Source organism: Streptomyces sp. NPDC050504 (assembly GCF_044458065.1).
Classification (GTDB): Bacteria; Actinomycetota; Actinomycetes; order Streptomycetales; family Streptomycetaceae; genus Streptomyces.
Genome location: NZ_JBITHO010000005.1, coordinates 165,780 through 191,590 on the forward strand (window position 1 = coordinate 165,780; position 25,811 = coordinate 191,590).

General features: G+C 72.6%; 34 protein-coding genes. 25 read left to right on the forward strand and 9 right to left on the reverse strand.

Translation table 11 applies throughout. The annotated features are described in order from the left end of the window. Nucleotides 1–156: 156 nt before the first annotated feature. The 3 genes from ACIBNE_RS19630 to ACIBNE_RS19640 all read left to right on the forward strand — a co-directional run bounded on the left by ACIBNE_RS19630 (nucleotide 157) and on the right by ACIBNE_RS19640 (nucleotide 2,685). Nucleotides 157–834, forward strand: coding sequence for a hypothetical protein (locus tag ACIBNE_RS19630; RefSeq protein ID WP_399273163.1), 678 nt, complete (start codon nucleotides 157–159; stop codon nucleotides 832–834). 133 nt (nucleotides 835–967) lie between these two features. Further along, entirely contained in the window at nucleotides 968–1,912 is a 945-nt protein-coding gene (locus ACIBNE_RS19635; protein WP_399273165.1) for an ACP S-malonyltransferase, read from the forward strand. Then, nucleotides 1,909–2,685 carry an IclR family transcriptional regulator gene (locus tag ACIBNE_RS19640; RefSeq protein WP_399273167.1) on the forward strand — a complete coding sequence of 259 codons (777 nt, stop codon included), beginning with the start codon at nucleotides 1,909–1,911 and terminating at the stop codon, nucleotides 2,683–2,685. The genes ACIBNE_RS19635 and ACIBNE_RS19640 overlap by 4 nt, the downstream gene beginning before the upstream one ends. Nucleotides 2,686–2,813: 128 nt before the next feature. Here ACIBNE_RS19640 and ACIBNE_RS19645 read toward each other — a convergent pair whose 3' ends face one another. Together ACIBNE_RS19645 and ACIBNE_RS19650 are read right to left on the reverse strand one after the other, a co-directional pair. Next, complete coding sequence (locus ACIBNE_RS19645) at nucleotides 2,814–3,560, reverse strand: IclR family transcriptional regulator (RefSeq protein ID WP_399273169.1); 747 nt, start codon at nucleotides 3,558–3,560, stop codon at nucleotides 2,814–2,816. Nucleotides 3,561–3,864: 304 nt separating this feature from the next. Continuing rightward, on the reverse strand, nucleotides 3,865–4,740 hold the full coding sequence (locus ACIBNE_RS19650) for a LuxR family transcriptional regulator (RefSeq protein ID WP_399273171.1): 876 nt from the start codon (nucleotides 4,738–4,740) through the stop codon (nucleotides 3,865–3,867). Nucleotides 4,741–4,963: 223 nt separating this feature from the next. On the opposite strand from ACIBNE_RS19650, the gene acpS reads away from it, so the two are divergent. From acpS to ACIBNE_RS19695, 9 genes are all read left to right on the forward strand, one after another. After that, nucleotides 4,964–5,434 (forward strand): holo-ACP synthase, encoded by a 471-nt coding sequence (gene acpS, locus ACIBNE_RS19655; RefSeq protein WP_399273173.1) that lies wholly within the window; start codon nucleotides 4,964–4,966, stop codon nucleotides 5,432–5,434. A gap of 2 nt (nucleotides 5,435–5,436) precedes the next feature. Then, the gene (locus tag ACIBNE_RS19660) at nucleotides 5,437–5,898 is read left to right on the forward strand and encodes a hotdog domain-containing protein (RefSeq protein ID WP_399273175.1); all 462 of its coding nucleotides are present in this window, start codon (nucleotides 5,437–5,439) and stop codon (nucleotides 5,896–5,898) included. Beyond that, a complete protein-coding gene (locus tag ACIBNE_RS19665) occupies nucleotides 5,895–7,217 on the forward strand; it encodes a beta-ketoacyl-[acyl-carrier-protein] synthase family protein (protein ID WP_399273177.1) in 1,323 nt (440 codons plus the stop codon). Before ACIBNE_RS19660 ends, ACIBNE_RS19665 begins: the two co-directional genes overlap by 4 nt. Continuing rightward, on the forward strand, nucleotides 7,214–7,597 hold the full coding sequence (locus ACIBNE_RS19670) for a 3-hydroxyacyl-ACP dehydratase FabZ family protein (RefSeq protein WP_399273179.1): 384 nt from the start codon (nucleotides 7,214–7,216) through the stop codon (nucleotides 7,595–7,597). Before ACIBNE_RS19665 ends, ACIBNE_RS19670 begins: the two co-directional genes overlap by 4 nt. Continuing rightward, entirely contained in the window at nucleotides 7,594–8,976 is a 1,383-nt protein-coding gene (locus ACIBNE_RS19675; RefSeq protein ID WP_399273181.1) for a beta-ketoacyl-[acyl-carrier-protein] synthase family protein, read from the forward strand. The genes ACIBNE_RS19670 and ACIBNE_RS19675 overlap by 4 nt, the downstream gene beginning before the upstream one ends. A gap of 93 nt (nucleotides 8,977–9,069) precedes the next feature. After that, nucleotides 9,070–11,439, forward strand: a complete 2,370-nt coding sequence (locus tag ACIBNE_RS19680) for a beta-ketoacyl-[acyl-carrier-protein] synthase family protein (RefSeq protein WP_399273183.1) — start codon at nucleotides 9,070–9,072, stop codon at nucleotides 11,437–11,439. Beyond that, a complete protein-coding gene (locus ACIBNE_RS19685; RefSeq protein WP_399273184.1) occupies nucleotides 11,436–12,203 on the forward strand; it encodes a 3-oxoacyl-ACP reductase family protein in 768 nt (255 codons plus the stop codon). The genes ACIBNE_RS19680 and ACIBNE_RS19685 overlap by 4 nt, the downstream gene beginning before the upstream one ends. A gap of 56 nt (nucleotides 12,204–12,259) precedes the next feature. Beyond that, the gene (locus tag ACIBNE_RS19690) at nucleotides 12,260–13,801 is read left to right on the forward strand and encodes an acyl-CoA carboxylase subunit beta (RefSeq protein WP_399274227.1); all 1,542 of its coding nucleotides are present in this window, start codon (nucleotides 12,260–12,262) and stop codon (nucleotides 13,799–13,801) included. Continuing rightward, nucleotides 13,798–13,971 carry an acyl-CoA carboxylase epsilon subunit gene (locus tag ACIBNE_RS19695; protein ID WP_399273186.1) on the forward strand — a complete coding sequence of 58 codons (174 nt, stop codon included), beginning with the start codon at nucleotides 13,798–13,800 and terminating at the stop codon, nucleotides 13,969–13,971. Before ACIBNE_RS19690 ends, ACIBNE_RS19695 begins: the two co-directional genes overlap by 4 nt. A 140-nt stretch (nucleotides 13,972–14,111) precedes the next feature. Here ACIBNE_RS19695 and ACIBNE_RS19700 read toward each other — a convergent pair whose 3' ends face one another. From ACIBNE_RS19700 to ACIBNE_RS19710, 3 genes are all read right to left on the reverse strand, one after another. Next, complete coding sequence (locus tag ACIBNE_RS19700) at nucleotides 14,112–15,350, reverse strand: SGNH/GDSL hydrolase family protein (RefSeq protein WP_399273188.1); 1,239 nt, start codon at nucleotides 15,348–15,350, stop codon at nucleotides 14,112–14,114. 188 nt (nucleotides 15,351–15,538) lie between these two features. Next, nucleotides 15,539–15,826 carry a hypothetical protein gene (locus tag ACIBNE_RS19705; RefSeq protein WP_399273190.1) on the reverse strand — a complete coding sequence of 96 codons (288 nt, stop codon included), beginning with the start codon at nucleotides 15,824–15,826 and terminating at the stop codon, nucleotides 15,539–15,541. Between the two features lie 46 nt (nucleotides 15,827–15,872). Beyond that, entirely contained in the window at nucleotides 15,873–16,325 is a 453-nt protein-coding gene (locus tag ACIBNE_RS19710) for a hypothetical protein (RefSeq protein WP_399273192.1), read from the reverse strand. A 194-nt stretch (nucleotides 16,326–16,519) separates the two neighbouring features. Here ACIBNE_RS19710 and ACIBNE_RS19715 point away from each other — a divergent pair, with 194 nt between their 5' ends. The 7 genes from ACIBNE_RS19715 (at nucleotide 16,520) to ACIBNE_RS19745 (ending at nucleotide 20,742) form a co-directional block, all read left to right on the forward strand. Next, entirely contained in the window at nucleotides 16,520–17,527 is a 1,008-nt protein-coding gene (locus ACIBNE_RS19715) for a helix-turn-helix domain-containing protein (RefSeq protein WP_399273194.1), read from the forward strand. Between the two features lie 132 nt (nucleotides 17,528–17,659). After that, nucleotides 17,660–18,070 (forward strand): peptidoglycan-binding protein, encoded by a 411-nt coding sequence (locus ACIBNE_RS19720; protein WP_399273196.1) that lies wholly within the window; start codon nucleotides 17,660–17,662, stop codon nucleotides 18,068–18,070. Between the two features lie 151 nt (nucleotides 18,071–18,221). Then, complete coding sequence (locus tag ACIBNE_RS19725) at nucleotides 18,222–18,563, forward strand: hypothetical protein (RefSeq protein WP_399273197.1); 342 nt, start codon at nucleotides 18,222–18,224, stop codon at nucleotides 18,561–18,563. A gap of 136 nt (nucleotides 18,564–18,699) precedes the next feature. Next, nucleotides 18,700–19,041 (forward strand): hypothetical protein, encoded by a 342-nt coding sequence (locus tag ACIBNE_RS19730; protein WP_399273199.1) that lies wholly within the window; start codon nucleotides 18,700–18,702, stop codon nucleotides 19,039–19,041. A gap of 74 nt (nucleotides 19,042–19,115) precedes the next feature. Then, nucleotides 19,116–19,472 (forward strand): hypothetical protein, encoded by a 357-nt coding sequence (locus ACIBNE_RS19735; protein WP_399273201.1) that lies wholly within the window; start codon nucleotides 19,116–19,118, stop codon nucleotides 19,470–19,472. Between the two features lie 8 nt (nucleotides 19,473–19,480). Beyond that, a complete protein-coding gene (locus ACIBNE_RS19740; protein WP_399273203.1) occupies nucleotides 19,481–19,894 on the forward strand; it encodes a peptidoglycan-binding protein in 414 nt (137 codons plus the stop codon). Nucleotides 19,895–19,965: 71 nt separating this feature from the next. Next, entirely contained in the window at nucleotides 19,966–20,742 is a 777-nt protein-coding gene (locus ACIBNE_RS19745) for a GNAT family N-acetyltransferase (RefSeq protein WP_399273206.1), read from the forward strand. Between the two features lie 512 nt (nucleotides 20,743–21,254). Here ACIBNE_RS19745 and ACIBNE_RS19750 read toward each other — a convergent pair. Together ACIBNE_RS19750 and ACIBNE_RS19755 are read right to left on the reverse strand one after the other, a co-directional pair. After that, nucleotides 21,255–21,770: an NUDIX domain-containing protein gene (locus tag ACIBNE_RS19750; RefSeq protein ID WP_399273208.1), complete on the reverse strand. Its 516-nt coding sequence runs from the start codon at nucleotides 21,768–21,770 to the stop codon at nucleotides 21,255–21,257. Nucleotides 21,771–22,288: 518 nt separating this feature from the next. Further along, nucleotides 22,289–22,762 carry a hypothetical protein gene (locus ACIBNE_RS19755; RefSeq protein WP_399273210.1) on the reverse strand — a complete coding sequence of 158 codons (474 nt, stop codon included), beginning with the start codon at nucleotides 22,760–22,762 and terminating at the stop codon, nucleotides 22,289–22,291. Between the two features lie 106 nt (nucleotides 22,763–22,868). Here ACIBNE_RS19755 and ACIBNE_RS19760 point away from each other — a divergent pair, with 106 nt between their 5' ends. The 6 genes from ACIBNE_RS19760 to ACIBNE_RS19785 are packed head-to-tail and all read left to right on the forward strand — an operon-like array spanning nucleotide 22,869 to nucleotide 24,699. Beyond that, nucleotides 22,869–23,705, forward strand: a complete 837-nt coding sequence (locus tag ACIBNE_RS19760) for a helix-turn-helix domain-containing protein (protein WP_399273212.1) — start codon at nucleotides 22,869–22,871, stop codon at nucleotides 23,703–23,705. After that, a complete protein-coding gene (locus ACIBNE_RS19765) occupies nucleotides 23,702–23,902 on the forward strand; it encodes a DUF397 domain-containing protein (RefSeq protein ID WP_399273214.1) in 201 nt (66 codons plus the stop codon). Before ACIBNE_RS19760 ends, ACIBNE_RS19765 begins: the two co-directional genes overlap by 4 nt. Further along, nucleotides 23,899–24,099, forward strand: coding sequence for a DUF397 domain-containing protein (locus ACIBNE_RS19770; RefSeq protein ID WP_399273216.1), 201 nt, complete (start codon nucleotides 23,899–23,901; stop codon nucleotides 24,097–24,099). Before ACIBNE_RS19765 ends, ACIBNE_RS19770 begins: the two co-directional genes overlap by 4 nt. Continuing rightward, a complete protein-coding gene (locus ACIBNE_RS19775) occupies nucleotides 24,096–24,296 on the forward strand; it encodes a DUF397 domain-containing protein (protein ID WP_399273218.1) in 201 nt (66 codons plus the stop codon). Before ACIBNE_RS19770 ends, ACIBNE_RS19775 begins: the two co-directional genes overlap by 4 nt. Next, nucleotides 24,293–24,493, forward strand: coding sequence for a DUF397 domain-containing protein (locus ACIBNE_RS19780; RefSeq protein ID WP_399273219.1), 201 nt, complete (start codon nucleotides 24,293–24,295; stop codon nucleotides 24,491–24,493). Before ACIBNE_RS19775 ends, ACIBNE_RS19780 begins: the two co-directional genes overlap by 4 nt. After that, nucleotides 24,490–24,699 carry a DUF397 domain-containing protein gene (locus tag ACIBNE_RS19785; protein WP_399273221.1) on the forward strand — a complete coding sequence of 70 codons (210 nt, stop codon included), beginning with the start codon at nucleotides 24,490–24,492 and terminating at the stop codon, nucleotides 24,697–24,699. The genes ACIBNE_RS19780 and ACIBNE_RS19785 overlap by 4 nt, the downstream gene beginning before the upstream one ends. 74 nt (nucleotides 24,700–24,773) lie before the next feature. Here ACIBNE_RS19785 and ACIBNE_RS19790 read toward each other — a convergent pair whose 3' ends face one another. Both ACIBNE_RS19790 and ACIBNE_RS19795 read right to left on the reverse strand, forming a co-directional pair. Continuing rightward, nucleotides 24,774–25,196 carry a nitroreductase/quinone reductase family protein gene (locus ACIBNE_RS19790; protein WP_399273223.1) on the reverse strand — a complete coding sequence of 141 codons (423 nt, stop codon included), beginning with the start codon at nucleotides 25,194–25,196 and terminating at the stop codon, nucleotides 24,774–24,776. Next, nucleotides 25,193–25,801, reverse strand: a complete 609-nt coding sequence (locus tag ACIBNE_RS19795) for an NAD(P)-dependent oxidoreductase (protein WP_399273225.1) — start codon at nucleotides 25,799–25,801, stop codon at nucleotides 25,193–25,195. Before ACIBNE_RS19795 ends, ACIBNE_RS19790 begins: the two co-directional genes overlap by 4 nt. Nucleotides 25,802–25,811: the final 10 nt, after the last annotated feature.

Consider the following 25,811-nt stretch of genomic DNA (forward strand, 5'->3'; position numbering starts at 1 on the left):
GCCCCTCTGTCCCGACTGTCGAACGCAATTGTTCGCACGCTCCGCGAGGGCTGCGGCAGGTCGATGACCGCTTCCTGCCAACCTGCTTTCCGTCAAGCCCGATTCGAAAATTCGCGGCTAGGCTCCGCCGGGAACTCATCCGGAAAGGGAAGTGAATTGCGCAACCGAATCGTCTGTACCGCCGTGGCCGCCGCTGGTCTGATCGCCCTGACGACGGGCTCCGCGTCCGCCGCCGACCCCGCCGCCCGGGACGCGTCGCAGTCCTGCGGCAGCGTGAAGCTCACCGGCGAACTGCCCGCGCCCCCGGCCGGAATGGCGGTCCAGCAGGAAGTGACCATGGGCGAGGACTGCGAGCTCGTCACCGGGCCCGTGAAGTTCGTCCCCCTGGCCAAGTCCAAGGCCCCCGCGGGGATCGTCGCCGCCGCCCAGGCGGGCACCACCAAGCAGCTGCGCAGCTGGAACGAGATGTTCGACTGCTGCAACATCCGGATGACCGGTCTCTACACGGACTCCACCTGGACCTCCGACGGCTCCAAGGTGACCACCGCGGCGACCACGCCCCGCCAGGAGTGGAACCGCGAGCCGTGGAACGCGGGCTGGAACCTGAAGTCGGCGACCAACAAGAACGACTGCGTCACCGACTGCACCGTGGTCAACTCCGAGGCGCACGCCGACTTCACGTACAAGGGCATCTTCGACACCTCGGGCAACACGTACGCCAACACCCACCACTCCTACATCCAGCTGAAGGCGGACGGCACCTCCTCCTGCCGTTTCGAGGTGCAGAACCGGAACACCTTCATCGGGTGGAACTGGCAGCGCGGCTGCGCCTGATCCACAACCCCGTTCCCTGGCAGCTTGCTGAAGTCGGCGTTGCCGCCGCCCGGCGCGCCGACTGTCATGGGCTGCCAGGAACGGGATTCCGTCTGGGCGGAACGCCCATCCATCCGGCGGAAGGTAGACACACATGAGCACGCACGGCATCGGCCTGGTCTTTCCCGGCCAGGGCACGCAGAAGCAGGGCATGGGCGAGCCCTGGCGCTCCACCCCCTCGTGGGCGCTGACGTCCGAGATCTCCGAGGCGACCGGCGAGGACCTGGCCGAGCTGCTGCTGGAGACCGGGGCCGAGCAGCTGCGGCGCACGGACCTGGCCCAGTTGACCGTCTTCACGGTCGCGGTGATCGCGCACGCCGAGGCCGTGCGGCTCGGTGCGCTGGGCGGCGACGTCGTCGCCTGCGCGGGCCACAGCCTGGGCGAGTACGCGGCGCTCACCGCGGCCGGGGCGCTCACCGTCACCGGGGCCGCGAAGCTGGTCGCCGCGCGCGGCCGGGCCATGCGGGACGCGGCGCTGGAGCGCGAGGGCACCATGGGCGTCCTGGTGGCGGCCCCGCTGGAGGCGGTCGAGGCGCTGGTGACGGAGGTCAGGGAGGCCGGGGCCGACGCCTGGGTCGCCAACGTCAACGCGCCGGGTCAGACGGTGGTCTCGGGTTCGCCCGCCGCCATCGAGGAGCTGTCCGCGCGGGCGCCGGAGATCGGCGCCAAGATGCTGCGCCTCCAGGTCGGCGGCGCGTTCCACAGCCCCTACATGGCCCCGGCGGCCGAGGCGCTGCGCACGGCTCTGGAGGCCGCTTCCTTCGCGTCCGGGCACCTTCCGGTGGTCGCCAACGTGGACGCGGCCGTGCACACGGGCGACGGAGAGTGGCCCGACATCGGCACCCGGCAGCTCACCTCGCCGGTGCGCTGGGAGCAGAGCGTGCACACCCTGGCGGGGCAGTTGGGCTGCGTCCGCCTGGTGGAGCTGGGCCCGGGGCGCACCCTCGCGGGTCTGGTCAAGCGCACGCTTCCCGGCCTGCCGGTGGTCTCGGTCGACAGTCCGGCGGCCGTCGAAGCCCTGCTGGTGCCGGCGGGATGAGCGTCGCCACCGGACAGCGGCGGGAGCACCAGGAGTACGCGGTCAGCGGGGTGGGCGTGCTGGACAAGGCGTCCACCCTGCTGAGCGTGGTCGAGCGGGGGCCCGCGACGCTCGTGGAGCTGGTCGCGTCCAGCGGGCTGCCCCGGCCCACCGTGCACCGGCTGGCGCTGGCGCTGGAGCGCCTGGGCCTGCTGGCCAGGGACACGCACGGCCGGTTCGTGCTGGGCGCCCGGCTGGGCAATCTGACGGTCGGCACGCGGCGCGACCGGCTGACCCAGTTCGCCGAGCCGGTGCTGGGCGAACTGCACGGGGCGACGGGGTTCGACGCGCGGCTGTTCCGGCGCAACGGCGGCCTCCAGGTCTGTCTGGCGGGCGCGGTGGCCGACAGCCGCGCCGACCCCGTGCCCGTCGGCACGTCACGGCCCGCCAAGGCGGGTCCGGTCGCCCAGGTCCTGCTGGCCTGGGAGGACCCCGACGCGCTGCACCAGGGGCTGCACGGCGCGCACTTCACCGTGGCGCAGCTCGGCCAGGTGCGCCGCCAGGGCTGGGCGCAGGGTCCGGACAGCACGTCCCCCGGGCGCTTCACCGTCGCCGTGCCGATCAGGGAGGGCGTCGACCGGGTGACGGCGGCGTTGACGCTGAGCGGACCCCAGGAGGGGATGTCGCCCGAGCGGTGCCGCAGGATGCGCAGCCTCGCCATCGACGCGGCGGTCACCCTGGGCGACGCGGCGCGGCGGGGTGCGGCGGGCCGGGCCCCGGCACGGACGCGATAAGGGCAAGGGCGCATGCGGGTTGGGGGGGGGGCCGCCCCCCCCCGGGGGGGGGGCCCCCCCCCCAACCCGCATGCGCCCTGTCCGTCTGTCCGTCTATCCGTCGCGCCGGACCTCCGCCCGGCGCCCCGTCACAGCTTGAGGGCCCGCCGCCCCGCCTGCCGCCGCAGCGCGTCGCTCAGTTCGGCCGCCGCGTCGATGGCCGCCGTGCCGAGCATCCGCCCCTGCTGGGGCTGCACCCGTGCGGCCGGGCCCGACACCGCCAGCGCCGCGACGACCTGACCGCTCGTCAGCCAGACGGGCGCCGCCACCGAGACCGTGTCGGGGGCGACCGTGTCCTGTCCGTACACCCAGCCCTGCTTGCGCACCAGCGCGAGCTGGGTCGCGCTGAACCGGGCGCCGCCCAGGCCCTTGTACAGCTCGTCGGGCTCCTCCCAGGCGAGCAGCACCTGGGCGATCGGGCCCGCCTTGGCAGGCCAGGCCGAGCCGATGGGCACGTGGCCCCGGCGCTCCACCGACGCCACGCAGATCTGCACCGAGCCGCGCCGCTTGTACAGCCGCGCGTCCAGGCCGGTCAGCTCGCTGAGTTCGGCGAGCACGGGCTGCGCGGCGCGCGCCAGCCGGTCGCGCTGCGCCTCCATGGCGAGCGAGCCGAGCCGGGGGCCGAGCACGAACCTGCCGTACTGGTCGCGGGTGAAGAGTTCGAGCCGTTCCAGGGCGAGCGCGATGCGGTGCACGGTCGGCCTGGCGAGGCCGGTGCGCTCGACCAGTTCGGCCAGCGACGAGGGGTTGCGCTCGACCACGGCGAGCAGCTGCGACGCCTTGTCCAGCACGCCGACGCCCGAACTCTGCAGGGTCCTTTCCTGGAGGTTCACCATCACGCGTCCTCCGGAACTCGTACGTGGATTTCTGCCCCCTGGCAAAACGCGTCTTCGAGGAATGCCGGAGTGCCTGGTGATCTCTTCATGACTTGATTCACCTGATTCTTGAGCCGCTTTCCGCACGGATTTCACCGAGAGCGCCCGGGGGTCGGGGTACGCCGTACGTACCCCGGCCCCCGGGCGCCCCGACGGCACACGGAGGGGGAACTCGGCCGCCGGGGAACGGGCGGTCCGGCAGCACCGGATCCCGTACCCTGAACTCGATTGAACTCGCGGCCCGCAGGGTGTTGCAACGCGCCCTTCAGGAAGTTGCCAGCGGGACCAGCCCCAATTCCGCCGCGCGCACTCCGGCCTGGAATCGCGACTGGGCCCCCAGCAGCGCCATGACCTCGGCGACGTAGCGCCGGTAGGTGCGCACCGAAACGGTGAGTTCCCTGGCGGCGACCTCGTCGGTGACCCCGGCCCGCATCGCGCGCAGCACCTGGCGGGCGATCCGGGCGCGGTAGGGGTCGCCGAAGACCAGGCTCTCGGCGGCCGGTACGGCGCTGTCCCAGACGGTCTCGTAGAAGGTGCCCAGGGTGTGCAGCACCTCGGGGGCCCTGATCACCGAGGCCCGCGGGCCGTTCGGGCCATCGGACGCCACGAGGGCGGTGGTGTCGTCGACGATCAGCGCCTGGAGCGGGGGCACCCTGGCGACCCGTACGGCCACGGGCCTGTCGACGCCCTCGTGCTCGCGGACGAAGGCGTCGGTGAGCAGCGCCGGGCTGATCAGCACGCGCACCGGCACGGCGGCGGGAACGCGCTGGACGAGGCCGTGCGCGGTGCCGTGGGCGGTCCCGTACGCGCTCGCGCGCCGGTCGCGCTGTGCGGGGACGCGCACGGCCCCCTGTTCGGCGCCCCTGGCGGGGCCCGTCGTCGGGTTCTGGGCAGGACCCTGCCCCGACTGGCCGGATCTTTTCCCTGTGTGGATCCGCTGGGCGTGCACCACGGCCACCGACGTCACGGCAGAGTCGATCAGCTCCCTGGCCGCGTCGGCGACGCCGTCGTAGCCGCCGTCGATGCGGACGATCTGGCGTTCCCGGTGGGAGAGGTCACGGTGCATGGCAACCGTGCTCTCGATCAATGACTGCACCTGTCGCAACGCCTGTTCGACGGCGTCCCCCCGCTGCTCGGGCACTCTTGCTCCCCCGCCCCCCGGCGCTGGCCGTCAGGCGCGGGCGGTGACCCTCGCCGGACGGTACGTCATCCAGAAGTCAAGGTAACTCGCTGCGCGCGTGTCCGGCCACTCAGTGACGAGATCCGGACACCCGCGGACACTCCGCTCGCGTCCCGGTGTATCCGGCGCGCCCCGCGCCGGATCTCTCTGAGCAGTGCCGGACTGGAATGGCGACGGAGGAACGGTGACACAGCGGATCGCGGTGGGAGTGGACCTGGTGCGGGTGGACCGGGTCGACCGGCTGCTCGACGACAACCCCGAAGCCGAACAGGACATCTTCACCGAACGCGAGCGCGCCTACTGCGCGGGCAAGCGCAACAGGGGCGCCCACCTGGCGGCCAGGTTCGCCGCCAAGGAGGCCGTGCTCAAGGCGCTGGGCACCGGCCTGGGGCCCGGCACGCGCTGGCACGACGTCGAGGTGGTCAACACCCCGCTCGGCCGGCCCAGGGTGCGCCTGAGCGGCGGGGCGGGCGCGCGGGCCGCGCGCGCCGGGGCCACCGACGTGGAGATCTCGCTCTCGCACAGCGGCGAGTACGCCGTCGCGCACGCCGTACTGCTGCTGACCGCCGACGACTCCTCCGGCACGGCCGCCGCCTCCGACACCGCCGACGACGCCGCCGACCACGCCACCGCCGACGCCCCTGACGAAGGATGACGATGCGTTTCCATCTGATCGACCGAATCGACGCGTGGGATGCGGGGCGCTCCATCACGGCCCGCAAGCTCACCTCCTGGCTCGAAGACTTCTGGCGGGACGAGGGGAACGGGCCCGAGATGCCCGCGCCGCTGGTCCTCGAAGCGCTCTGCCAGGCCGGCACCTGGCTGATCATCGCGACGACCGACGTGCGCAGGCGCGCCGCGCTGCTGTCCGTGGACGGCGTCTCCTTCCACGGGCCCGTGCGCCCCGGCGACGTGCTCGTCCTGGAGGGGGCGGTGGAGTCCATGGGGGACGAGACCGCGGTGATCTCCGGCAGCGCTTCCGTGAACGGCCGTACGGTCATGAAGGCCGACGCCGTGATGTGCGCGCTGCTGCCCGCCGAGGACCTGGAGGACCCCGAGGACACCCGGCGCATGCTGGACCGTCTGACGCGCGAGCCGGTGGGCGGTGGTCGCCGATGAACGCGGTGGGCACCGCGGTGCGCCGCGTCGCGATCACCGGGGTCGGCGCCGTCACCCCGCTCGGCAACACCGCTGCCGAGACCTGGCGGGGACTTGCGGCCGGGCGCAGCGGCGTGAGCGCGCTGGAGACCTTCGACGCCTCGACGTTCCCGGTCAGGATCGCGGGCCAGGTCAAGGGCTTCGACCCGAAGGCGGTGGCCTCCGCCAAGGAGCGGCGCCACCTGTCGCGGGCCGCGCTCTTCGCGCTGGCCGCCGCGAAGGAGGCGGTGGCGGACGCGGGCGAGGGCTGGCACGCCGCCGACCCGTACGACCGGGGCACGGCGGTGGCGGGCACGGTGGGCCGCCCCGGGCTCCAGGAGCTGGTCGACATGTCGCACCAGCTCGCCACCAGCGACTTCCACGACCTGTACCGGCAGGCCCCGGGCGACGTCCTGCTGCGCAACCAGAACGTCGGCGTGGTGGCCGTCGCCCGTGCCGGGGACTGCCGGGGCCCGATGGCGAGCGTGTCGACCGCCTGCGCGGGCGCCGCGCACGCGATCGGCGAGGCGTACCGGCGCATCCAGGAGGGCGAGTGCGTCCAGATGCTGGCCGGCGGCTTCGACGCGCTGACCTCCTGGATGGACGTGCTGGGCTTCTCGCTGCTCGGGGCGATCACCGACCGCTGGAACGACGAGCCGGAGCGCGCCTCGCGCCCCTTCGACGCGGACCGTTCGGGCTTCGTGCTCGGCGAGGGCGCGGTGATCGTGGCGCTGGAGGACTGGGACAGCGCGGTGGCGCGCGGCGCCCGGATCCACGCCGAGCTCGTCGGCTACGGCTCCACGTTGAACGCGTACCGCATCACCGACTCGCCGCCGGACGGCGGCGGCGCGACCTCCGCGATGCGCGACGCGGTCGCCGAGTCGGGCCTGGGCACCGACGCCATCGACTACATCGCGGCGCACGGCACGTCCACGCCCGGCAACGACGCGAGCGAGACCACCGCGATCCGCGCGGTCTTCGGGGAGCACGCGCGGCGGCTGTGCGTCTCCTCGCCCAAGTCCATGACGGGCCACCTGACGTCGGCCGCGGCCGGGGTCAACCTGATCGCCGCGCTGGGCGCGCTGCGGGAGGGCGTGGTGCCGCCGACGATCAACCTCGACACCCCGGACCCGAAGCTGGGCCTGGACTACGTGCCGAACGCGGCGGTGCGCCGCCCGGTGCGCGCCGCCCTCGTCAACGCCTTCGCGTTCGGCGGCACCAACGCCTGCTTCGTGGTCGCGGCCCCCGGGCGGGCGGCCGGATCCGAGCAGGCCCCCGTTACCGAAGGAGCAGCGGCATGACGGCCTTCGACGAGGTCATCGACGTGACGCCGGGCAGGAGCGCCCGCGCGGCGCGCCACGTCACCGGCACCCTCGCGGTGTTCGAGACCCACTTCCCCCGCTTCCCCGTGCTGCCCGGCGTCCTGATCCTGGACGACCTGGTCAGGGCCGCCAGGCTGGCCGCGCCTGACGCGCCGCCCGGCAGGCGCTGGACGCTCGCCGAGGCGCGCCGGGTGCGCTACCGGCACTTCGCGCAGCCCGGCGACCGGCTGGAGATCCAGGTGACCGTCACGGCCGCGACCCGGCACGAGGTGACCCTCAAGGCCGCCGCGTCGGTCGATGGCAAGGACGTCACGACCGTGCGCGAACTGCGCCTGGTCTCCTCGGAGGTGGCGGCATGAGCACCACGGCGACCACGGCAACCACAGCGACCACGGGCAACACGGGCGCTGCGGGCACTGCGGGCACCACCGGCGGGCGGCGCGTCGCCGTGACCGGCGTCGGCGTGCTGACCGCGCTCGGCGAGGGCCGGGGCGAGACCTGGAAGGGCCTGCTGGAGGGCCGTACGGCCGTCGGACCGATCCGGGGGTACGACGCCTCGTCGCTCGCCACCCGGCTGGCCGCCGAGCTGCCGGACTTCAAGGCGGCCCGCTACGCCCCGCGCAAGTCCCTGCGGATGACCACCCGCAACGACCAGCTGGCCATCGCGGGCGCCGCGCTGGCGGCCGAGGACGCCGGGCTCGACCTGGCGGGCGACGCGGCGGCGGGCGGCGGCTACGACCCGGAGCGCGCGGGGGTGTTCGTCGGCGGCAACAAGGAGATCTCCAACCCGGAGCACCTGCTGAACGGTTCGCTGGCGGGCCGCCGCGAGGACGGGAAGGCGGACCTGCGGCAGCTCGGCGAGCGCGCGTCCTCCGCCTTCTACCCGCTGTACTTCGTCGAGGGCCTCCAGTCGGCGTCGCTCTTCCACCTGTCGCACGCGCACGGCTTCAAGGGCGCCAACTCCTACTACCACGGCACCGCGGACGCCGGTCTCACGGCGCTCGCCCGGGGCTACCGCTCCATCAAGGGCGGCGAGTCCGACGTGGTGATCGCGGGCGGCTTCGACGACGCGTCGTCCTGGTGGGTGATGACCAAGATGGACGGGATGGGGGTGCTCACCAAGCGCAACGAGTCGGGCGCGGGCGCCTTCAGGCCGTACGACCGCGAGCGCAGCGGGTCCGTGCTCGGCGAGGGCGCCGCCTTCCTCGTCATGGAGGAGTGGGAGGCCGCCGAGCGGCGCGGCGCGCGGATCTACGCGGAGGTGCGCGGCTTCGGCGCCACGCAGGACCCGGAGCTGGTGACCCCGCACCCCGCGGGCGAGCCGCTGGCCGCCGCGCTGCGCAAGGCGCTGCGCGAGGCCCGCGTCGACGCCGGGGACGTGGACTACGTGGCCGCGCACGGCTGTGCGACGCGGCTCGGCGACCTGACCGAGGCGCGGGCGCTGACCAGCGTGTTCGGCCGGGACGGGGCGACGGCCGCGGGCAGCGTGAAGCCGTCGGCCGGGCATCTGGTCGCGGGCGCGGGCGCGTTGAACGCCGCCGTGTGCGCGATGGCGCTGGACGGCGGGGCGCTGCCGCCCACGCTCGGCCTCGACGACCTCGATCCGGAGTGCGCGGGGATGGACTGGGTGGCGGGCGCCGCCCGCGAGGAACGGGTGCGGCACACCGTGGCGATCGGCCGCGGCTTCGAAGGACAGCAGACGGCGCTCGTGCTGAGCGCCCCCGCCGCGCGGCCGTGAACAGCGGTCGTGAACGGCAGGAGTGACCGGCGGGCGTGACCGGCGGGCGTGAGCAGCAGCAGGCGTGAAGGGGGAAGGAACAACATGACAGGGATGTCCAGCGGTGTGACCGTGGTGGGCACGGGCGCGATCTCGGCGCTCGGCCCGACGGCCGCCGACCTGTGGGAGGGGGCGCGCGGCGGCAAGGTCGGCATCGGCCCCGTGCGGGCGCTGTCCATGGAGGGGCTCGGCACCGGGCTCGGCGGCGAGGTGACCGACCCGGTCGAGCCGCGCCACGGCCACCGCGCCCCGGACGGCTTCCGGGAGCGCTCGATCGAACTGGCGCTGGTCGCGGCCGACGAGGCGCTGGCGGCGTTCCCCGAAGGGCTCGTCGCATCCGAGCGGTTCGGCGTGGTCCTCGGCACCTGCAACGCGGGCCTGCTCTCGGGCCGCGAGTGGCTGCGCGCGGTGCGGGACGGCGAGGAGCCGGACCCGAGGCTCGCGCTGCTGGTGACCCCGCAGGCGCTGGCCGAGTCGGTCGCCGCCGCGTTCCGGCTGCGCGGCCCGGTCCTCGCGGTGAACACCGCGTGCGCGTCCGGCGCCAACGCGATCGGCCTCGCCGCCGACCTGCTGCGCACCGGCCGGGCGGACGCGGTCCTGGCGGGCGGCAGCGACGCCTTCTCGGACGTGTGCTTCGCCGGGTTCAACGCGCTCCAGTCCCTCTCCCCCGAGCCCGCCACCCCCTACGACGCGAACCGCCAGGGCCTGTCCCTCGGCGAGGGCAGCGGCATGGTCCTGCTGGTGCGCTCGGACTTCGCCCGCGAGCACGGCCTGGCGGGACTGGCGGACGTGGCGGGCTACGGCCTGTCCGCCGACGGCTTCCACTCCACGGCCCCGCACCCCGAGGGCCGGGGCGCGGCCAGGGCGATCACCTCGGCGCTGCGGCTCTCGGGCATCACCCCCGAGCAGATCGGGTACGTCAACGGGCACGGCACCGGCACCCCGAAGAACGACCCGGCGGAGACCAACGCGATCCGCCTGGCGCTCGGCGAGGCGGAGGCGGCCCGTACGCCGGTCTCCTCGACCAAGTCGATGATCGGGCACATGCTGGGCGCTGCGGGCGCCGCCGAGGCGATCGTCACCGCGCACGCGCTGGCCGACCAGCTCGCGCCGCCCACCGCCGGTTACACCACGCCGGACCCGGACTGCCCGCTCGACTACGTGCCGGGCGGCGCCCGGCAGCTGGACACCCCGGCGGCGCTCTCCAACAACTTCGCGTTCGGCGGCGCCAACGCCTCGCTGGTGCTCACCGCCCACCGCGAGAACCACGTCCCGCCGACCCCCGAGCGGGACCGGGTCGTCGTCACCGGCATCGGGCTGCTGAGCCCGGCCGGCGGCACGGCCGCCGAGGTCTGGTCCGCCTACAGCAGGGGGGAGGCGCCCGTGACCTGGGCGGACGGGCTGCGGCAGAGCGCCGTGGACTTCGACCCCGACCCGTACCTCACCAAGCGCGAGCGCCGCCGGATGGACCGGCTCGCGCAGTTCTCCGTCGCGTCCACCTCCAAGGCGCTCAAGGACGCCGGGATCGAGCCGGGCAGCCCGGAGGCGGAGGCCGTCGGCATCGTCTTCGGCACCGGTACGGGCCCGATGGAGGCGATGCAGAAGTTCACCGACCCGCTGCTCGCCGAGGGCCCGGCCGCCGCCGACCCCTCCGTCTTCCCCAACACCGTCTACAACCAGGCGGCCGGGCAGGTCGCCATCCACCTCGGGCTGCGCGGCCCGACCTCCACCCTCTCGGTGGGCCACGCGACGGGCGCCGCCGCCCTCGCGTACACCGCCGACCTGCTGGCCTCGGGCCACGCCGACGCGCTGGTGTGCACGGTCACCGACACGCTCACCGAGCAGGTCGGCCGGGCGTACGCCGCCGTGGGCGCGGCCTCAACCCGGGCCGAGGGCGAGCCGGAGGACGGGAGGTTCACGCTGTCCGAGGGCAGCGTGGCGATCGTCCTTGAGCGCCGCTCGGCGGCTCTCGCGCGCGGCGCGACGATCCTCGGCGAGGTGCTGGGCCACGGCATGGCGTCCGACGCGAGCCGCGCCCGGCTGTGGGACGCGCGGGGCCGGGGCGTGGAGCGCGCGATGCGCGCCGCGCTGGCCGACGCCGGGATCGAGCCCACCGGGCTCGGCGCGGTGTGGCTCGCGGCGGCCGGGCTCAGCGCGGCCGACACCGCGGAAAGCGCGGCGGTGGAGCGGCTGTTCGGCCCCTACCCGGTGCCCGCGCTGCACGCGCCCAAGACCGTGCTGGGCGAGCCGATGGGCGTCGGCGGCGCGCTGACCCTGGCGCTCGCGCTGCACCAGGGCAGGTTCGGCGGCGACCGGCCCGTCCTGCTCAACAGCTCCTCGCTGGGCGGCAGTCACGTCTCGGTGGCCGTGCGCTGCGGCACCGACGCAACCCCCACCTCTGACACTCCTGGAGAAAACCGATGAAGCTCGAAGGACAGGTCGCCCTGGTCACCGGCGGTTCCCGGGGGATCGGCGCCGCCGTGTGCCGCAAGCTCGCCGCCGACGGCGCCGCCGTCGCGATCAACTACCGCTCGTCCGAAGGCCCCGCGAAGGAGCTGGCCGAGGAGATCGTCGCGGCCGGCGGCCGCGCGATCACCGTGCACGGCGACGTCGCGGACTCCGCGGCCGCCGAGGACATGGTCCGCCAGACCGTCGAGGGCCTGGGCGGCATCGACATCCTGGTGAACAACGCGGGCGTGGCGCAGGACGCGCTCGTCTACAACATGGAGATGGACGACTGGCTGGACGTCATGAAGGTCAACTTCGGCGGCGTCTTCCACTGCACCAAGGCGGTGCTGCCGCACTTCATGTCCAAGGGCGCGGGCGTCATCGTCAACGTCTCGTCCGTGATGGGCGAGCGCGGCTGGATCGGCGAGTCCAACTACGCCGCTTCCAAGGGCGCGGTGAACGCCTTCACCCGCTGCTGCGCCATGGAGTCGGCCCGCTTCGGCATCCGCGTCAACGCGGTCCTGCCGGGCTTCGCGCCGACCGACCTGGTCGCCGGGCTCACCGAGGGCGCCACGGGCCGCTCCATCAAGAAGCAGATACCGATGCGGGACTTCGGCGAGGTCGAGCAGATCGCGGACGTGGTGCGCTTCCTGAGCGGACCGGAGTCCTCCTACATGACGGGGTCGCTGGTGAACGTGGACGGCGGGGCGATGACCGCCCTCGGGCTGGGGCGGCCGTGAGCACCCCGGAGACCGCGCTGCGCCCCGAGGTAAGGGCCGAGCTGCCGCGCGAGACGATGGAGCAGCGGACCGACGAACTGCGCGTCATCAAGGAGGAATTGTACGCGGGTGACGCGGCGGCCACCGAGCGGCAGCACGCCAAGGGCAAGCTGACGGCCCGCGAGCGCATCGGACTCCTGCTGGACCCCGACTCGTTCACCGAGGTCGAGCCGTTGCGCAGGCACCGCGCGACGGACTTCGGGATGGACCGCAGGCGCCCGCACGGCGACGGCGTCGTCGCCGGGTGGGGCCGGGTCCACGGCCGCGAGATCCTGGTGTACGCGCACGACTTCCGGGTCTTCGGCGGGGCGCTGGGCGAGGCCCACGCGCAGAAGATCCACAAGGTGATGGACCTGGCGGAGGCGAGCGGCGTGCCGCTGGTCGCGCTCTGCGACGGGGCGGGCGCGCGCATCCAGGAGGGCGTGACGGCGCTCGCCGGCTACGGCGGCATCTTCCAGCGCAACGTCCGCGCCTCCGGGCTGATCCCGCAGATCAGCGTGGTGCTGGGCCCGTGCGCGGGCGGCGCGGCGTACAGCCCGGCGCTGACCGACTTCGTGTTCATGGTGCGCGGCACCTCGCAGATGTTCCTGACGGGCCCGGACGTCGTCCAGGCCGTGACGGGCGAGAAGCTGACCCAGGACGAGCTGGGCGGCGCCGACCTGCACGCGGAGGTGTCGGGGCTGGCGGCGTTCGCCCACGACGACGAGGAGTCGGCGCTGGAGGACGTACGGCACCTGCTGTCCCTCCTCCCCCAGAACAACCGCGAGATGCCCCCGGCCGAGCCGACCGCCGACCCGGCGGACCGGTCCTGCGACGCGCTGATGGACCTGGTGCCGGTGGATCCGCAGGCGGCGTACGACATGCGCGAGGTGATCGGGGAGATCGTCGACGACGGCGAGTACTTCGAGGTCCACGAGGGTTGGGGCGCGTCCCTGATCTGCGCGTTCGCGCGTCTCGACGGGCAGACGGTGGGCATCGTCGCCAACCAGCCGATGCGGATGGCGGGCGTGCTGGACATCCACTCCTCCGAGAAGGGGGCGCGGTTCGTCCAGACCTGCGACGCGTTCAACGTCCCGCTGGTGACGCTGGTGGACGTGCCCGGCTTCCTGCCCGGCGCGGACCAGGAGCGCGGCGGCATCATCCGGCACGGCGCGAAGCTGCTGTACGCGTACTGCAACGCGACGGTGCCCCGGGTGCAGGTCATCGTGCGCAAGGCGTACGGCGGCGCGTACATCGTCATGGACTCGCGCTCGATCGGCGTCGACCTCTCCTTCGCCTGGCCCACCAACGAGATCGCGGTCATGGGCGCGGAGGGCGCGGCCAACGTCGTCTTCCGCAAGCGCATCGCGGCGGCGGAGGATCCGGAGGCGGAGCGGGCGGAGGTCATCGCGGACTACAAGAGGACGCTGATGCACCCCTATTACGCGGCGGAGCGCGGCCTGGTCGACGACGTGATCGACCCCCGGGAGACGCGCTCGGTCCTGATCCGCTCGCTGGCGCTGCTGCGGGCGAAGTACGTGCCGTTGGCGCGGCGCAAGCACGGGAACCAGCCGCAGTGAGCACGGTACGGGTGACGAAGGGGGCGCCGACCCCGGAGGAGCTGTGCGCGCTCCTGGTGGCCCTGCGCCTGACGGCCCCCGGGGCGACGCTCCCCCCGCCCCGCCCGAAGGCCCCCTGGCTGACCCCGAGGGGCGCGGCGGACGCGTCCCCGGTCTCCTGGTCGGAGTAGCCCGCACCGAGTGGGCACGCGCGCAGTTCCCCGCGCCCCCAAAGGGGCGCGGGGAACTGCGCAAATCTTTTGACGCCCCCGGGCAACGGGGCCAGGACGGGCGCGCCCGCCCCAGCGCCCGCCCCGGCCCCGCCCCCGCCTCACCCGAGCGCCGCGGCGATCGCCGCCGCCCCCGCGTCGTTGGGGTGCAGCCCGTCCATGTACACGTACCCGGCACGCGGCAGCTCCGGGTCCGAAGGATCGGCCATCGCCCGGTCGACGTCGAGCACCTCGTCGTACTCCCCGCCGTTGCGGATCCACTCGTTGAGCGCGCCCCGCACCTTCTCCCCCTCCGGGCTCCACACCGGGAACAGCGCACCCTTCATCGGCGTCACCGTGGCCCCGATCGCCTTGACGCCCTTGGCGTGCGCGGCGCGGATCAACTTCCGGTGCCCTTCGATGAGTTCGGCCGCCGTGACCTGTCGCTTCGCCATGCAGGGCCCGCCCCCGAGCTGCGCCGCCGCGATGTCGTTCGCGCCGAGGTGGATCACGGCGGCCCGCACGCCGGGCCGGTCCAGCACGTCGCGCTTGAACCGGTCGATCCCCTTGTCGCCGAAGCACGGCGAGTCCGCCAGCAGCTGGTTGCCCGCGATCCCCGCGTTGACGACGCCGCGCCCGCGCAGCCGCTCCGCGACCTCGTCCGGGACGCGGTTGTCGGCGCCCGGCGTGGTGCCCGTGCCGTCGACGAGCGAGTCGCCGAACAGCACGAGCCCTCCGTCGCGGCGGGTGCCGTGGGTCTCGACGCCCTTGAGGAAGTACGTGGCCCGCGTGGTCCCGCCGTCCGAGCGGTGCGCGGTGCCCGTGGTGAACCGGTGGAAGGTGGCCGGGCCCGTCGCGGCGGCGAACGTCAGCTTGACGGTGACCTGTTCCAGCGGCGAAGTGGTGTAGGGGACGCCGTCGCTGAGGAGTTCGCGGCCGGGGGCGACGACCGCGGCGGTGCGCCCGCCGAAGGTCAGCGTCCGCTCGGATCCCGGCCACACCGTGGTGCCGTCGTGCCCGGCGGCGCGCCCGACCGTGACGGACGCCAGGCGCAGGGGCCGGTCCCCGTGGGCGTTGGACACGCGCAGGCGGAGCCTGTCGCCCTCGCCGCCGGAGAGCCGCAGGGTCTGGGTGAGGGACTGGCCCGCGGCGAAGCCGGTGGTGGACCAGTTCGGCCCGTCGTCCTCGTTGCCCGCCACGGGCTGCTGCATGGCCGCGCCCCAACCGGCCTGCCAGCCGGTGACGTTGCCCGAGGGGGCGCTCCCCGCGCTGCCGCCTGCCAGGAGGGTGGCCGCGGTGGCGGCGAGGGCGACGGCGGTGGCGGTGACGGTGGTCCGTACGGCGAAGGTGGTGCGGAGCATGGCGGCGGAACTCCTCGGGGTGCGCGGGCTTGGTGACCGTTTCGGCTGCGAGACGATTCCACCGCAGGACCGGTCCAAGATCACCCGTGCAGGCCACCGATTCGAAGGGGGGTTATCCCCCGCCCTCCGCACCGCCCGGCCGCCGCACCACCCGCCCCTCCGCACCACCCGGCCGAACAGGCCCTGCCCTACGACTCGTAGAACATGAACCAGCTGTTCTGCGCCGCGTTGTAGACGCAGGTCGTGGCGTCGACCCACCAGTACTCGTTCTTGTACGCGGCGGCCTTGGCCCAGCACGCGCCCGCGGTCGCGAAGGCCGCGTAGAACGTCCAGTCCGAGGGTGCGGCGGGCGCCGAGGCGACGGCGGGACGGACGGCCTCGGGCGCACTCGCGCTCGCGGCCTGCACACCGGCCACCGGGGTCAGGACGGCGGCCACCAGGGCGGCGGCGGAGAGTCGCTTGGCGACGGTCTTCATGGGGGAACCTCGCTCGTTCGTACGGATGCCTGGCACCGGGGACCGGTCAGTCCTTGGTCCAGATGAAGATGTAGGAGTTGCCGCCGGACATCGCCTGCGTGGCGTCGACGACGTTGTACATCTCGGTGTGGATGCCGAAGGTCTTGGCCTTCCACAGCTGGAGCCCGTGCGCGTTGAAGTCGTCGACGGACAGCTGGGCGCTGGAGGACTGCTGGTTGTCCTGGGCCTGGCACAGGACGATGGGGCCCGACTGGATGCCCTTCCACCACGTGACCCCGGACAGCTTCAGCTGGATCGAGATCTGGCCGGGGGCCGCTCCGCCGGGGAGGACGGTCGCCTGGATGACGTCGCCGTCCGGGAGGCGTTCCCCGTTGAGGAGCTGCTGGAAGCGGATTCCTTCGGCGGCCTGCGCGGAGGGGGCGTAACCGACGAGCGGTACGGCGCCGAGGACGGCGGTCGTGAGGACGACGGCCGGTATCCGCCGGGTGGCTGAACGCATGGGAGTGCCTTTCCTGGGGGGACTCCTGGGATGGGCTCTGCCCTTCCATACGAACACCTGCGGCGACGATCCGCATGCGCAGGGCAACGATCTGCCGGGCGGGGCGGCGGGGCCCGCCCGGCCGCCGTGTGACGGACGGCCGCCCCCGGCTGCATCCTGGTCCTGAGCAAAGAGATCGAACGGGGGGCGCGACAATGTGGTCAGTGGTGTCGACGGACGGGGTAGCGGCGGAAGACCGGTTCGACTGGTACTCCGACGTCGTGTCGAGCGAGGTGATGCCCACCAGCCTCAGCTGCGAGCGGCCCGCCGCGTTCCAGGGGGAGGCCGCGGTGCTCGACCTGGGAGCGATCCGCGCCTCCAGGTTCACCCTCTCGCCGCTGCATTCGCGGCGCACGGACGCGATGATCCGGCGCGGCGACCCGGAGGAGTACCAACTGGCCCTGCTGCGCGGGGGATCCACCTCGATGTCGCAGCACCGCAACGAGTGCGCCGTCGGGGCCGGTGACCTGATGCTCTGGGACACCTCCCGGCCATCCGACAACCAGATGGCCGCCGACGGCGGAGAAGTGCGGGCCACGATCCTGATGCTGCCCCACTCCGTCCTGCCGATACGCGCCGAGCGCCTGGACCGGGTGCTGGCCCGGCGGATACCGGGCGACCGGGGCATGGCCGCGATCCTCGCGTCCTTCATGACCTCCCTCGAAACGCACGGCGCCGAGTGCACGCCGGAACAGCTGCGCCACCTCAGCACCGTCGCCGTCGACCTCGCGACGGCCTGCCTGGCCGAGCAGTTGGACGCCGAGGACCTGCTCCCCGCCGAGGCCAGGACGCAGGCCCTCGTACGGAGGATCCACGCCTTCATCGAGCACAACCTCGGCGACCCCGAACTGAACCCCGCGGCCGTCGCCGCCCACCACCACATCTCGGTGCGCACCCTCCACCAGCTCTTCCAGGGCCAGGAGGAGGGCGTCCAGGCCCGGATACGGCGCCGCCGCCTCGAAAAGAGCCGCGCGGACCTCGCCGACCCGGCCCTCCGCTGCCGCCCCGTGAGCGCCGTCGCGGCCCGCTGGGGCTTCAGCGGACCGGTGGTGTTCAGCCGTTCCTTCCGCGAGGCGTACGGCGTCAGCCCGACCGAGTTCCGTGCGCTGAGCATCAAGGACTTCCGCACGGAGTGTTCAGAGCAGCAGCCATTTTCGGCCTAAATTCGGTGCCGCTGGAGAGGCCGGGGGGCCTCCGGCACTCGTGGGCGAACCGGGGCACGCGGCCACATCGGTCCGGCCGCCGCCCCGCCCTGCCCACGACGTCCCCTTTGAATACGTACGGAGAACACGCACGTGAAGCGAACCCTGACCGTTCTGACCACTCTCGCGGCCGCCGTCGGAGGCATCCTGGCCGGCGCTCCCACCGCCTCGGCGGCCGACGGCACCTGCACCTCGACCACCGGGGTCAGCCGGGGCGGGTACTGGACCTTCGTGCCCACGACCGGCGGCGGATCCACCAGCTGCATCATGTCCCGGGGGGCCAACAACGACGGCGTCAGTGAACTCCAGCGTGCCCTGGCCATCTGCTACGGCCTCGACGTCGGCGCGATCGACGGCATCTACGGCTCCAAGACCGAGTCGGCCGTGCGGTGGCTGCAGAGCAGGACCGGCCAGAAGGTCGACGGGGTCTACGGGCCCAACACCCGCAACGCCGTCTCCTGGCGCTGGTACTCCAACGGCGGCGCGATCTGCAGCCAGCTCTGACGCCCACCGGCGCCACGCGCTCCGGCACGGGTTTCCCGGCGGGCCGCCCCCTGCCGGGAAACCCCTGTTGGTGAGTTGTTGGCGCACACCGGCAGAGTGACCACCGCCAACGACCGGAAACCACCCAGCCCTCTCAGAAACAGAACCCTTCATGAACAAGCGTCTCAGGAACCTCGCCGTCACCCTCGCCGGAGCACTCGCCGCGACGGGCCTCTCCACCGTCACCGCCACCCCCGCCGCAGCCGACGGTTGCCCTTGGCCCTACGTGTGCTTCGCGGCATCCGGCGGAGGAATCCTGACGATGTACAAGGACACCGGATACCAGACCACGAGCGCGAAGACCCGGACGGCGAAACTCGTGTACAACGCCCGCCGCGAGGACTGTGTGGGCATCTACCTCTCGGGCGGTTCTTTCTGGGTACTGCCACCGGGGACCAGCTTCTCCACGAGTGAGCCCGTCGTGGCGCTCAACATCACCTACGGCTGCCCCTGATCGTGCCCTTGCCCGGGTTTCCCGGCCGACCGCCCCCGCCGGGAAACCCCTGTTGGTGAGTTGTTGGCGCACACCAGCAGAGCGACCACCGCCAACGACCGGAAACCACCCAGCCCTCTCAGGAACAGAACCCTTCATGAACAAGCGTCTCAGGAACCTCGCCGTCACCCTCGCCGGAGCACTCGCCGCGACGGGCCTCTCCACCGTCACCGCCACCCCCGCCGCAGCCGCCGACCCCTGCCCCTGGCCCTACGTCTGCTTCTTCGACGGCAACGGACGGCTCCTGACGATGTACAAGGACACCGGAAACCAGACGACGAGCGCGAAGACCCGGTCGGCGGTCTTCGTCCAGAACGCCCGCAACGAGGACTGCGCGTACATCCGCTTCCAGAACGGCTGGACCTCGAAGATCGAGCCGGGCGAGTTCTCCGCCCTGGGCAACCCCGTCGTAGCGATCAACATCACCTACGGCTGCTGACCGCGCCCCTGCCCGGGTTTCCCGGCGGACCGCCGACGACCGACCTCGCCAAGCCTTCAGGAGCAAAGCCCTTCATGAACAAGCCCTTCATGAACAAGCGCCTCAGGAACCTCGCCGTCACCCTCGCCGGAGCGCTCGCGGCGACGGGCCTCTCCACCGTCACCGCCACGCCCGCCGCGGCCGCCGACACCTGCCCCTGGCCCTACGTCTGCTTCACGGACAACAGCGGCCGGATCCTGACGATGTACAAGGACACCGGATACCAGATCACGGGCTCGAAGACCCGGACGGCGACGCACATCGAGAACTCCCGCAACGACGACTGCGCGTGGATCTACTTCTCCAGCGGTGACGTCGTGCAGCTGAGGCCGGGCGGCGTCTGGGGCCTGGGCAACCCGGTCGTGGCGATCAACATCACCTACGGATGCTGAGGAAGCACATGCGCATCACGTCCAAGCTCGCCAAGGGCGCGGCGGCCTTCGCCCTCGCGGGCGCCGCGCTCCTGGGCACCGCCGGCACCGCGTCGGCCAACCCCAGCGCGCCCAACATCGGCTACGGACGCGTCACGTCCGGTCCGGCCGTGTGGTGCGTCCAGCACGACCTCAACTGGTACATCAAGAACGCCGGGTACCCCTCCGATCCCCCCTACGGGACGATCCCCGAGGACGGCGTCTGGGGCCCGAAGACCGAGGCCACCGTCCGCTGGTACCAACGCCGCTGGAACAGCATCGACGACGGCGTCGTCGGCCCCTGGACCGGCCACCTCCTGCTCGCGTACACCGACGACTACTACAACGGCACCTACTCCGGGGGCCCCGGCTACTGCTGGAAGTACCTCCCCGGCGACTACTAGCCGCTCCGGCTGTACGAGAACCCCGGGAACCGGCCTGTGCAGCAGGCCGGTTCCGCATTACCGTGGGCGCAATGACGCCAAGATCGACTTCACCCGGGCAGCCCCCGGCCACCGCGACCGCCGCCGACGCGCTGCGGATGCAGGCCCGCAACTCCGCCGCGTTCTGGAGCGCGACCGGCCGGAGCCGGGGGCACGAGGTGATCCGGCGACGCGGGTTCGTCGCGGTCGAGGGCGACGCGCGCGCGGGGCTGCGCGTCCTGGTCCAGGAGCCCGGCCTCTCCCCGGACGAGGTCGCCGAATTGAGCGCGGTCGTCCGCCGGGCGGCGGGGCAGGTGTACGTCGAGGACCCCTTCAGCTCGACCGACCTGACGCACCTGGACCTGCGCCACTGGCAGATGCCGGTCATGCTGCGCGCCCCCGGCCCCGTGGCCGCACCGGCGCTGGACGTGGTCCGGGTACGGGAGCCCGAGGACCTGCGGGCGGCCGAGCGGATCGTGATCGAGGGCTTCGAGCTGACCGGGTTCGAGCCCTACCGGCCGGGCGAGTTGTTCCCCGACGCCCTGATCGAGCAGCCGGGCGTGGACGTGTTCATCGCGTCGCTCGACGGCGCGGTCGCGGGGGCGGGCGTCAGCGTCCTGGACGAGGGCATCGGCAGCCACTACTGGATCGCCACGTCGTCGGCGTTCCGCTCACGGGGGGTGGGCAGGGCGATCATGCTCGGCGCGCTGGCACACGTGGCGGACCTGCCGTGCACGCTGACGGCGTCGAAGGCGGGCAGGCCGCTGTACGAATCGCTGGGGTACGAGGTCGCGGCACCGTCGACATGGTGGGCAACGCGGGACGCGTAGCGCTCATTTGGGGGGGGGCGACGCTCATGACCTGCGCCCCGGCCCCGCACGGCCCGGCCCGGAGCCTCCGCACGAACGGAGGCGTTCCGGCTGGCGCGCCAGGCCCCGACTGCCCGACGGGGGCCGCTCCCGCCTTCGGCCCGCTCCGCACGCGAAGACATCACGACCGAGACCAACACGAGGCCCCCACAGAACCGCTAGCCTCTAAAACCCTCACCACCAGCAGCAGGATCTCGCCCCGATGCACACAGCAGCACGGGCTTGCCGAAGCAGCCCAAACGGCAAAGGATTTACCAAGCCCCTCTAACGCCCCAGGTCGCGAAGGGTCCGCTCCGCGCACGCGGAGGTGTTCCGCTGACGCTGACCTGCCCGCTCTGGATCGGCGGGTCCGCTCCGCGCACGCGGAGGTTGGCTGCGTTCTGGCCGTGCCGAACCCCGACCGCCCCCGGGGGGGGCGGGGCCCCGCCCCGGCCGAGCACCCCGGGGCGGCGGCCCCGTGAGCGTGTCGCCCCCTACACCCGCGCCGGCTCCCCGCACCGGTACAGCGGCAGCCGCATCCCGAACTCGTACGCCCTCGCCGCCGCCCTGATCCGCGCCGCCTGGTACGGCAGCGCGTGCGCGTCCAGGTCTCCCATCGGCACCCACCGCAGCGCGGACAGTTCCCCCACCGCGCTCTCCGGCAGCCGCACCCCCCGCGCCTCCTCCGGCGTCAGCATCCCCCCGTCCACCACCACGTTGAACCCCTCCGCGCTCGTACCGTCCTCGCTCTCCGGGATCTGGTCGATCATCAGCGCGTGCGAGATGTGCCGCCGCAGCCCCGTCTCCTCGAACAACTCCCGCGCCGCCGCGGCCGCCACCGTCTCCCCTGCGTGCGCCCCTCCCCCGGGCAACTGCCAGCCCAGCTTGCTGTCCGCGTGCTTGTACAGCGGCTTCACCAGCAGTACGGACCCGTCCTGGTCCCGCAGCAACACCACCGCGCCGATACGGCGCCTCGGCGGACGTGCGGGGTCGATGTCGGCGTGTGCCATGAACTTTCCGTTCTCTTGAAGAGTTACGAAGGGAGCGCCCCGCTCCCCGTCCGGCGGAGGGAACAAGTGGCCCCCGGGATGCTCGGCGAACAGCTCGCACAGTCCCCCCGCCCCGTCCCGGCCCCCACAGGGCTCCGCGACCCCCACCCTCGACTCCGCCTTCCGCCACCGCACCCACACCGCCCGCCCCGAAGCGCCCGGCAAAAACAGGACGTGCGCCGCGTGGTCCGCCCCCTCGTGCCCCGCCAACTCGCACTCGGTTATGACCAGGACGTCATCCGCGATGGCATCCCCGCCCGCCAGGCCCACGGCCCGGTCCACCAGCGAGGACGGAAAGAAGAAGCGTTCACCGCAGCGCATCACGGAAGCTCCCAGCTCGATCGGAAGAGTTCGAAGGGTTCGAAGCGTTCGTTGGGTACTCGGGTCTCAGGGGCGTACGAGGGGCGTCGCCAGCAGCCAACCGGCCACCGCCCACGACGCGAACACCGCCGCCGCGACCAGCACGGTCCGTACGTGCCTCACGCCACGCGCCCCCCAGCGGGTACGCGGCGGCGGTACCGCACCCGTATCGGCGCCTCCACCGGCACCGCCCACAGCACGTACGCCCCGGTGTGGTCCACCGCCTCCACCACCACCGGCCGCCCCTCGCGGAGCCGTTCGTAGGCGGTCCGCCGCCCGGCCTCGTCCGCGCACCACGCCCGCAGCGCCGCCGGGGCGCTCGGCAACCGGTCCAACTCCGGACTCGTCACCAGCGCGCCCCGCTGCTCCGGCGCCAGCCAGCCCACCCCGGGGTCGGGGTCCAGGCCGTCCGCCACCCGCAGCGCCTGCGCGGACAACCACCGCACGGCCCGGCCCGGGTACGGGGTGCGGAACGTGCCCAGCACGACCCGGACGGTCCCGCCGCCCACGGGCCCCACGGCGACCGCTTCCGCGCGGTACTCGCGACAGCCCGCCGACTGCACTCTTTCGACGTCAATGTTCTCGCCGAACACGCCCGCTCCTCTCCGTAGTGCTACGACTACCGGGGGGTCCAGCGTGGACCCGCGGATGGGAAGCGTTCAACTTGTCGGAAGAGAAGGAAGGGGCGGTGAACAGCCTTTGAACCGCAAGGAGTTAACCCCCGACGGCTCACCTCAGGAAGCGTTCGGCGCGCGTTTGCGCAGCCTGCGGGAGGCGCGCGACTGGACTCAGGAGCAACTGGCCGACCGCATCGGCTACTCCAGCGTCCACGTCTCGGCCGTGGAAACTGGTCGCAAGCCTCCGACTCTCCGTTTTTCGCGTAGTACGGACAGAGCATTCGGCATCGACGGAACCGTAGACACATTCGAGCGCGAGCGCCGCAAGCTCCTCCAGAGCGGCCTGCTGGAGGGCTTCCCGGAGTACGTGAAGCACGAGGCGCAGGCCGTGGAACTTCGGCTCTTCGAGATCGGGATCATTCCTGGCCTGCTTCAGACCCCCGAGTACGCGCGCGTGCTGGCCGACAGCGCCGTGCGACGAGGCGCCATCTCGTCCGAGCAAGCAGACGAACGTGTCGATTTCCTGGCGCGACGCCAGGCCGCACTGCAACGTTCTCGGCCACCCATGGTGTTCGTGGCCATGGACGAAAGCTGTATCCGGCGTACCGTGGGTGGAAAAGCCGTCATGGACGCCCAGCTTGCGCGCCTGGTCGAGTTCGCCGCGCTGCCGAACACACTGCTACAGGTGGTGCCGTACGACATCGGCGAACGCCGCACGTTCGACCTGCCAGTCAACCTCCTGACGCTGCCGGACCGGTCCGTGATCTGTTACGCCGAGTCCCAGGCGCAGGGGAATGTGGACCGAGAATGCACGTCAGTGACGACCATGCTGACGGCCTACCATCAGTTGCAGGCCGAATCGCTGTCGCAGGCGGCATCTGTGGCCATGATCGAGCAGGTACGAAAGGGCACATTGTGACGACCGCACAACCGCACTGGTTCAAGTCCTCCTACAGCAACAACGGCGGCAACTGCGTCGAGGTCGCCGTCAACCTCGCCGCCACGCGCGGTGTGGTCCCCGTCCGTGACACCAAGTCCCCCAATGGCCCGACCTTGAACTTCCGCGCGGACGCGTTCACTTCCTTCGTGACAGGCATCAAGAAGGGAACTTCGTGACGATCGAAACCCCTCGCTGGTTCACCAGCTCGTACAGCGACAACGGCGGCAACTGCGTGCAGGTCGCCACGAACCTCGCCGCCTCACAGGGTGTCGTCCCCGTACGCGACACCAAGAACCCGAACGGTCCGACCCTGAACTTCCCTGCCAGGGCCTTCACGTCCTTCGTGACAGGCATCAAGGAGGAAGCACCGTGACGATCGAAACCCCCCACTGGTTCACCAGCTCGTACAGCAACAACGGCGGCGCCTGCGTGCAGGTCGCCGTCAACCTCACCGCCACACGCGGCATCGTCCCCGTACGCGACACCAAATCCCCCGACGGCCCGACCCTGAACTTCCTTACAGGCGCCTTCACTTCCTTCGTGACAGGCATCAAGGAAGGAGCCTCGTGACGACGGAAACCCCTCGCTGGTTCACCAGCTCGTACAGCGACAACGGCGGCGCCTGCGTGCAGGTCGCAGTCAACCTCGCCGCCACACGTGGCACCGTCCCCGTACGGGACAGCAAGTCCCCCGACGGCCCGACCCTGGCCTTCCCCGCTGATGCCTTCGCCTCCTTCGTGACGGGCATCAAGAAGGGAACGTCATGACGGCCGGAACCCCCCACTGGTTCACCAGCTCGTACAGCGACAACGGCGGTGACTGCGTCGAGGTCGCAACGAACCTCGCCGCCGCACACGGCACCGTCCCCGTACGCGACACCAAATCCCCCGATGGGCCGACCCTGACCCTCCCCGTACACGCCTTCGCCTCCTTCGTGGCGGGCGTGAAGGCCGGAGAGTTCGACGTGCTCTGATCTCCGTACCGCACGGAGAGGTCCCGCCGCTTCCCCGAAGCGGCGGGACCTTCGTCCGTGCGCAGGCGCCCCGCTCAGCCCGCCGGGGTGACCAGGACCAGCGGGATCTCCCGGGTCGTCGCCGCGCGGTACGCCTCGTACGAGGGCATCGCCGCCACCACTACCGGCCACAGCCGCGCCGCCTCCGCCGCCGTGGCCCGGCGGGCCGTCGCCGGGAAGGCGGACCCGCCGACCTGAAGGGTCACCTCCGGGGCGGCCACCAGGTTCAGGAACCACGCCGGGTGGCGGTCCGCGCCCGCGTTGGAGGCCGTCAGGACGTACGCCTCACCGTCCCTCACGTACGCCAGCGCCGTGCGGCGCAGTTCGCCGGACCTGCGGCCGCGGGTGGTCAGGAGCAGGTCCGCCACCCCGGGCCTGGGGCGACCGCCGGTCTCCTCGAAGCGGCGGATGTGGTCGGCCACCCAGGGGTTCGGGCTGTCGTGGACCGCGGCGCTCATGCCGCGGCCACCCCCACGTGGGTCCGGCGCACGGTCGGGCGCACGGCCTCGTCCACCAGCGCGCGGGCGAAGTCCCGGTGCGTGACGCGGCTGTCCGCCTCCGCCGGGGCCGGGGCGTACCCGCCCGACGGCTCCGAACCCTCCGGGGCGAAGTCGCCCGCCGGGCTGAGCACCGCCCAGTCCAGCGCGGCGGGCGCGGCGGACCGCAGCGCTTCGACGCCCGAGGCGTGGCCGACGTAGAACTCCCGCCATTCCTGCGGGTATCCGGGGGTGTCCATCAGCAACTCGCCGGACGCGGTGGGCAGGACGGACGCAAGGCCGACGTACACGAGCCGCTTCACCCCGGCCTCCGGGAGGCCCCGCGTGAGGGCGCGGGCAAGGGCGGGGAAGAACTCGCCGGGGAGGGCCCCGGAGTCGTACACGGCGACGATCGCCGCGTCGTGCCCGGCGGCGAGCCGCGCCACCGCCGCCGGGTCCGTCACCTGCCCGTCCGCCCGGCCCGCCTCAGTGACCTCGTGGCCCCGCCGCCGGGCCTCCGCCACGGCCGCCCGGCCCACGCGTCCGCCCGCTCCGAAAACGACGATCCTGCTGCTCTTGGTGTCCATGGACGGGAGC